The sequence below is a fragment of the Pseudomonas brassicae genome (assembly GCF_010671725.1).
GTDB classification, from domain to species: Bacteria; Pseudomonadota; Gammaproteobacteria; order Pseudomonadales; family Pseudomonadaceae; genus Aquipseudomonas; species Aquipseudomonas brassicae.
In genome coordinates this window covers 1-5,982 of sequence record NZ_JAAHBU010000442.1, presented here as the reverse complement: position 1 = coordinate 5,982, position 5,982 = coordinate 1, and the positions used below count along the sequence as shown (strand labels likewise).

3 protein-coding genes and 2 pseudogenes are annotated in these 5,982 nt (G+C 65.2%); 2 read left to right on the top strand and 3 right to left on the bottom strand.

Translation table 11 applies throughout. The annotated features are described in order from the left end of the window. Nucleotides 1-39 precede the first annotated feature (39 nt). A complete protein-coding gene (gene proB / locus G3436_RS24085; protein WP_163950329.1) occupies nt 40-1,158 on the top strand; it encodes a glutamate 5-kinase in 1,119 nt (372 codons plus the stop codon). Nucleotides 1,159-1,180: 22 nt separating this feature from the next. Beyond that, complete coding sequence (locus tag G3436_RS24080; protein ID WP_163950332.1) at nt 1,181-1,624, top strand: CreA family protein; 444 nt, start codon at nt 1,181-1,183, stop codon at nt 1,622-1,624. Nucleotides 1,625-2,006: 382 nt separating this feature from the next. On the opposite strand, the pseudogene mksF reads toward G3436_RS24080, so the two are convergent. The 3 genes and pseudogenes from mksF to G3436_RS24065 form a co-directional block, all read right to left on the bottom strand. Beyond that, nucleotides 2,007-4,838 (bottom strand): annotated as a pseudogene (mksF, locus tag G3436_RS24075) (Mks condensin complex protein MksF). Beyond that, nucleotides 4,835-5,536: an Mks condensin complex protein MksE gene (gene mksE, locus G3436_RS24070; protein WP_163950327.1), complete on the bottom strand. Its 702-nt coding sequence runs from the start codon at nt 5,534-5,536 to the stop codon at nt 4,835-4,837. The pseudogene mksF and the gene mksE overlap by 4 nt, the downstream one beginning before the upstream one ends. Beyond that, nucleotides 5,526-5,982, bottom strand: a pseudogene (locus G3436_RS24065) (Mks condensin complex protein MksB); the annotation flags it as partial. The pseudogene G3436_RS24065 and the gene mksE, both read right to left, overlap by 11 nt.

Genomic DNA, 5,982 nt, shown 5'->3' with positions numbered 1-5,982 from the left:
GCGTTTTGGTATCTAAAGATCTCTAAAGGTTGGAAGAAGATGCGGAGCAAGGTGACGGGTGCGCAGCGCTGGGTGGTGAAGATCGGCAGCGCATTGCTGACGGCGGATGGCAAGGGCCTGGACCGCGCAGCCATGGGGGTATGGGTCGAGCAGATGGTGGCCCTGCATAACGCAGGTGTCGAGTTGGTGCTGGTGTCTTCGGGGGCCGTGGCCGCCGGCATGAGCCGCCTGGGCTGGAGCAAGCGCCCCAGCGCGATGAACGAGCTGCAGGCGGCTGCCTCGATCGGCCAGATGGGCCTGGTGCAGGCGTGGGAGTCGAGCTTTGCCGAGCATGGGCGGCACACCGCGCAGATCCTGCTGACCCATGACGACCTGTCCGACCGCAAGCGCTACCTGAACGCCCGCAGCACCTTGCGCACCCTGGTGGAGCTGGGCGTGGTGCCGGTGATCAACGAAAACGATACCGTGGTCACCGACGAAATCCGCTTTGGCGACAACGACACCCTGGCCGCGCTGGTGGCCAACCTGGTGGAAGCCGACCTGCTGGTGATACTCACCGACCGCGACGGCATGTTCGATGCCGACCCACGCCACAACCCTGAAGCCCAGCTGATCTACGAAGCTCGCGCCGATGACCCGGCGCTGGACGCCGTGGCGGGTGGCACCGGTGGTGCGCTGGGGCGTGGCGGCATGCAGACCAAGCTGCGTGCCGCGCGCCTGGCGGCGCGTTCCGGCGCGCACACCATCATCGTGGGCGGGCGCATCGAGCGCGTGCTCGACCGCTTGAAGGCCGGCGAGCGCCTGGGCACCTTGTTGTCGCCCGAGCGCGGCATGCTGGCGGCGCGCAAGCAGTGGCTGGCCGGGCACCTGCAGACCCGTGGCACCCTGGTGCTGGATGCCGGTGCGGTGCAGGCATTGCGCCAGGCCAACAAGAGCCTGTTGCCGGTGGGTGTGAAGACCGTGCAGGGCAGTTTCCGCCGTGGCGAGATGGTCGTTTGCGTGGGGCCTGACGGCCTTGAAGTGGCGCGCGGCCTGGCCAACTACAGTGCGCTGGAAGCACAGAAGATCATCGGCCAGTCGTCCGAGGCGATCGAAAGCGTGCTGGGCTACAGCGCCGAGCCTGAGCTGGTGCACCGCGACAACCTGATTCTGGTATGAGGATGCAGCTGTGATCAAAGGGATGTTTGCCGCCGCCTTGCTGGCGTTGCCGCTGGTGGCCGGGGCCGAGGAAATCGGCCAGGTATCGACCGTGTTCAAGTTCGTCGGGCCGAACGATCGCATTGTGGTCGAAGCGTTTGACGACCCCAAGGTGGAGGGTGTGACCTGCTACCTGTCGCGTGCCAAGACCGGCGGCGTGAAGGGTGGATTGGGGCTGGCCGAAGACCGTGCGGAGGCGTCGATTGCCTGTCGCCAGGTGGGACCGATCCGCTTCAAGGGTGAGCTCAAGGATGGCGACGAAGTGTTCAAGGAGCGTACTTCGCTGGTGTTCAAGAGCATGCAGGTGGTGCGCTTTCTGGACAAGAAGCGCAACACGCTGGTGTACCTGGTGTACAGCGACCGCGTGATCGAAGGCAGCCCGCAGAACGCGGTGACGGCGATTCCGATCCTGCCCTGGGCGCAATGATCCAGCACCGCGTCGCCTGCTTCGCTGGCAAGCCAGCTCCCACAGGTACAGTGCCTGTCCAAAGAGTGCTGATAACCCTGTGGGAACTGGCTTGCAGCGAAGTGGCCATCAATGCCCCAGTAAAGGCAGGGTACAGTGCCTGTCTCAAGAGCACTGCTAACCCTGTGGGAACTGGCTTGCCAATGAAGGGGATCAATGCCCCTGTAAAGGCAGGATACAGTGCCTGTCTCAGGAGCACTGCTAACCCTGTGGGAGCTGGCTTGCCAGTGAAGGGGGTCAAGGCCCCAGTAAAGGCAGGGTAAAGTGCCTGTCTCATGAGCACTGATAACCCTGTGGGAGCTGGCTTGCCAGCGAAGGGGCCATCAAGGCCCCTGTAAAGGCATCAGATTGACGCCGGCTCCACGTCGACTTCCCGCACCTCGACCTTCACCTGATCGCGACGGCTGATGTACTTCCAGTCCGCCTCGTCGATGTAGATCCCGTTCGGCCCGCTGCCGCCTTCCAGGTCGATCGCCACGTGCGCCGACACCTGCGGCTTCACGCTCGCCAGGATCGGCACGAAGCCCAGCTGCAGGCTGGTCTCCAGCAACGCCGCCTGGTTGCGTTCGTCGATGTCCGCCGCCTCGTCCAGGTAGTACGGCAAGCGCACGCGCCCGGCCTGGTCGCGGTCCATCAGGTGCAGCAGCAGGTACATGTTGGTCAGCGCCTTGATGGTCATGGTGGTGCCGTTGGACGCCGCACCGTCGATGTCGGTATGAATCACCGGCTGCCACCCACCTTGGTGATCTCGAACGCCAGCTCGAACAGGTCCTTCAAGCCCAGCTGGTTGTGGTTGGCCGCCACCAGCCGTGCCAGGTACTCCTTGGCCTCTTCGTTCTTGTTGTCCTGCTCGGCGCTCTGGCTCAGGTCGAACACCGACAGCGTCTCGCCCTCTTCGTACTGCCCGGCACTGTGGATGATCTGGTCGATGTGCTTGAGCGCTTCCTTGTTCGGCGCCAGCACGATGCGAAAGCTCTGCAGGTTGGACACCTGGCGCTTGTTGATCTCGCGGTTGAACAGCGCCAGCTGGTGCTCGAGGCTGTCGTAGTCGCTGCGGATGTTGCGCAGGGTACGCGCAATGTCGGTCACCGCCGCACGCCGCGCCTTGCCCAGGGTCAGGGCTTCGTCGGTACGGTGCGCATAGGCGTTGATCAGCAGTTGCAGGCGGCGCTCCATGTCGTCTTCGCTGTCGAACTTGGCCACGCCCTTGAGGCGCACCTGGGCGTACAGTGCCTCGATCTGGCCATCCACCCGCAGCAGGCCCTGCCAGCTGTCCTGGTAGTCGTTGAGCAGCCCCAGCAGGTTGTCCATGGAATCGTCGACCGGGTCCATGAACGGCGTGCCGAACGGCAGGTCGGCCGGCAGCAGCTGGCGACGGCGCAGGGCGTCGTCCAGGGTGCGCTGCTTGGCTTCCATGTCGGCGATCTGGCGGCCGACCAGTTGCAGCTTGGCCGACAGTTGCTGGACGCGCTCGGTGAACGCATCGCTGGAGCGCTTGAGTTCGTCCTGGGCGGCTTCCATCTGCGCCAGCTGTTCCAGCTTGTCGCCTTCCTCGGCCGATAGCGTCTGGGCGCGGCGGTAGTCTTCCAGGGCCTTCTGCGCATCCAGCACCTGCTGGTACAGCGCTTCGGTCTGGGTCTTGCTCGCGGCGCGGTCGGCAGCCACGGCCTGCTGGTCTTGAGTTGCTTGAGCTCCTTTTCCAGGCGCTCCTTCTGGTCGCGCAACGCGGCGCGGTCGGCCAGGGCCTGCAAGGCCGGCGGCTCGATGGACGTCAGGTCGATGGACAGGCCCGGCGCTTCGAAACGCTCGCCCTTGAAGCCATCCAGCACCGCTTCGAGGGATTTGACCCACACGTCGCTGTCGTCCAGCTCGATGCCCCGCTCGCCCAGTGGCAGGCTGAACAGCGCGCCGTTGAACAGGCGCATCAGGCGCTCGACGTCCTGCTGCGAGAACTCCTCGCGCAGGCGTGCATAGCTGTTGTTGTCGGCATGGTCGAGCTGCTGCTTGACGACTTGAGGCGTTTTTCCAGGTCGCGCAGGCGCTCTTCGAGGTCTTCGGCGCTGAACTGGCGTGATTGCGCCAGGGCGCCGGCCAGTTCGTCGTGGGCGTCCTTGGCGGCCAGCAGTTGCTGCTCCAGCACCTTGACGTCATCCACCAGCGCGAAGCGGTGCTTGAGCACCGACAGCTCGCCCAGCCAGCGCTGGATGCCGGTCATCTCGCGCTCCAGGCGCATCAGCTCCTGGGTGCCGCCGCGCTGATTGTTCTGCAGCGCGTCCTGCTCGTGGCTGTAGTGCTCGGCCTGCAGTACCAGCTCTTCCTTGCGCGCCCCGGCGTAGTCCTGCCAGGTGCCGAGCAGTTGGTCGAGCATCGGCGACAGGCGGTGCAGCTTGCCGCGCAGGATGTCGCGCTGGGTCACGCCGTTGGCCAGGGCCTCGACCAGCGGGCCGGCGGCCACCAGCGAGTTGTAGTCCTGTTCCATGCGGCGCACGTCGCGGAAGGCTTCTTCGCAGGCGGCGATATAGTCGACGCTGCCCGAACGCAGGCTGTGCTCGAATGCATCGAGGAACAACTGCTTGAGCTTGGCGGCAGTGATCTCGCGCATGTGCAGCAGGTTGATGAACAGCGCGCGGAAGGTCTTCAGGCTCTGCTCGCTGGTGGAGCGCAGCGGGATCAGGGTCAGGTCCAGCGGCACCGAGGTGTGCCCGCCCACCAGCAGCCGACGCAGTTCGTCGGGCTTGAGCTCGTAGGCCTTCAGGCCATTGCGTTCCAGGTTGCTGAACAGCTCCTTCTGGCGCAGGCAGGTGTCGTTCTTCTGGTAGTGGCCCAGGTCCAGCTCGCCGGCGTAGGCGAAGAACTGGTGGCCGAAGCCGCCGCCGGGGCCGCGCCCGACCACGCCGATCACGTGCGGGCCGTGGGGCAGGTTGACCTCGCAGAGGATGTAGCTGGTGTCGCTGGCAAAGTAGAAGCGGCGCGACTGTTCCAGGCTGTACTTGCCGAAGCTCATGTCCGACATGCGCGCCAGGATCGGGAACTGCAGGGCGTTGATCGACGCACTCTTGCCCAGGTTGTTGGCGCCGTACACCGACAGCGGGTTTTCCAGCGGGAACAGGCCCAGGCTGTAGCCGGCCGTGTTGAGCAGTGCAAAGCGGCGAATGCCGTAGCGTTCCTGGCTCATGCGTCAATCTCCTGTTGCTCTTGCGCAATGGCGCGGGCCAGGGCGTCTTCTTCGCTTTCTTCGAACGGGCTCAGGTCGAGCGGGTCGTCGGTCCTGTTCAGTTCTTCCGGGGTTTCTTCCACCACCAGCACCGGGGTGGGCAGCGGCAGGGCGCTGTGCAGGCTGGCGGCCAGGTCGCGGTCCTGCTGCACCGACAGGCACACGTCGAGGAAGCGGTGCATCGGTGGCAGAAAGCGGTAGATGCCGTTGTCTTCGCTGGCAAAGCCGAGCTGGGTCATGCGGCGCATGATCTTTTCTTCCAGCTCGTCGGGAGTCTGTACCTCGGCCTGCAGGAACAGGTCGCGGTACTTCTCCAGCAACGAGGGCAGTTCGTCGCGGCCCAGGCTGCCGCCGTCGAGCACGGCCATCGGGTCGCGGCCCTGGTCGGCCAGGTGCTCGACCAGGATGAAGGTGAACAGCGACAGGCGCTGGGCGGTCTTGTTGACCTGCGCGGCGGCCAGTTCCGGCACGAAGTAGTAGAAGCCGCGGGTATCGCACACCAGCTCGAAGCCCAGGGCCTTGAACAGGCCACGGTACTGGTCCTGGAAGTTCGACAGCTGGGCGTACAGCTCGGGGTCGCGCCGGCTGATGTGGAAGCCCTTGAACAGCTCGCGGAAGATCGGTGCGAGCTGGGACAGTTCGGAAAGATCAAGATGCATGGGTAGGGCTCGCAGTAGGCTCGGGCGACGGTTCGCGGCTTGAAGTCAGGGCGAACGAGCGCAGGCTGACCAGGTGTTCCTGAGTGGTGTACTCGCGCGCTCCAGGCGCGCACGGGTAAAGCGTTTTTCCCGCGAGAGGCGCGAGAACCAGTACAGCAGTTCGTCGGTGGCGCCTTCGGGCTCCTGCTCCAGCAGCCACACCATCAGGTCGGGCAGCGGCAGGGCGTCTTCGCAGCGTTCGAGCATTTCCTTGACCGTGCGCGGCGCACGCGGCGCGTCGCCCTTGTGGCTCTTGTGGGCCTTGGGGAACTGCGCCGGCTTGGCTTCGAAGCGGGCCAGGGCGTAGACGTATGCCTCGACCTGGCTGGCGCTGCCGAGGAAGGTGCTCTGCGGGCGGGTGAACAGCGGCATGGCCGCGTGCGGTACGGCGTCCAGGCCCTTGCGCC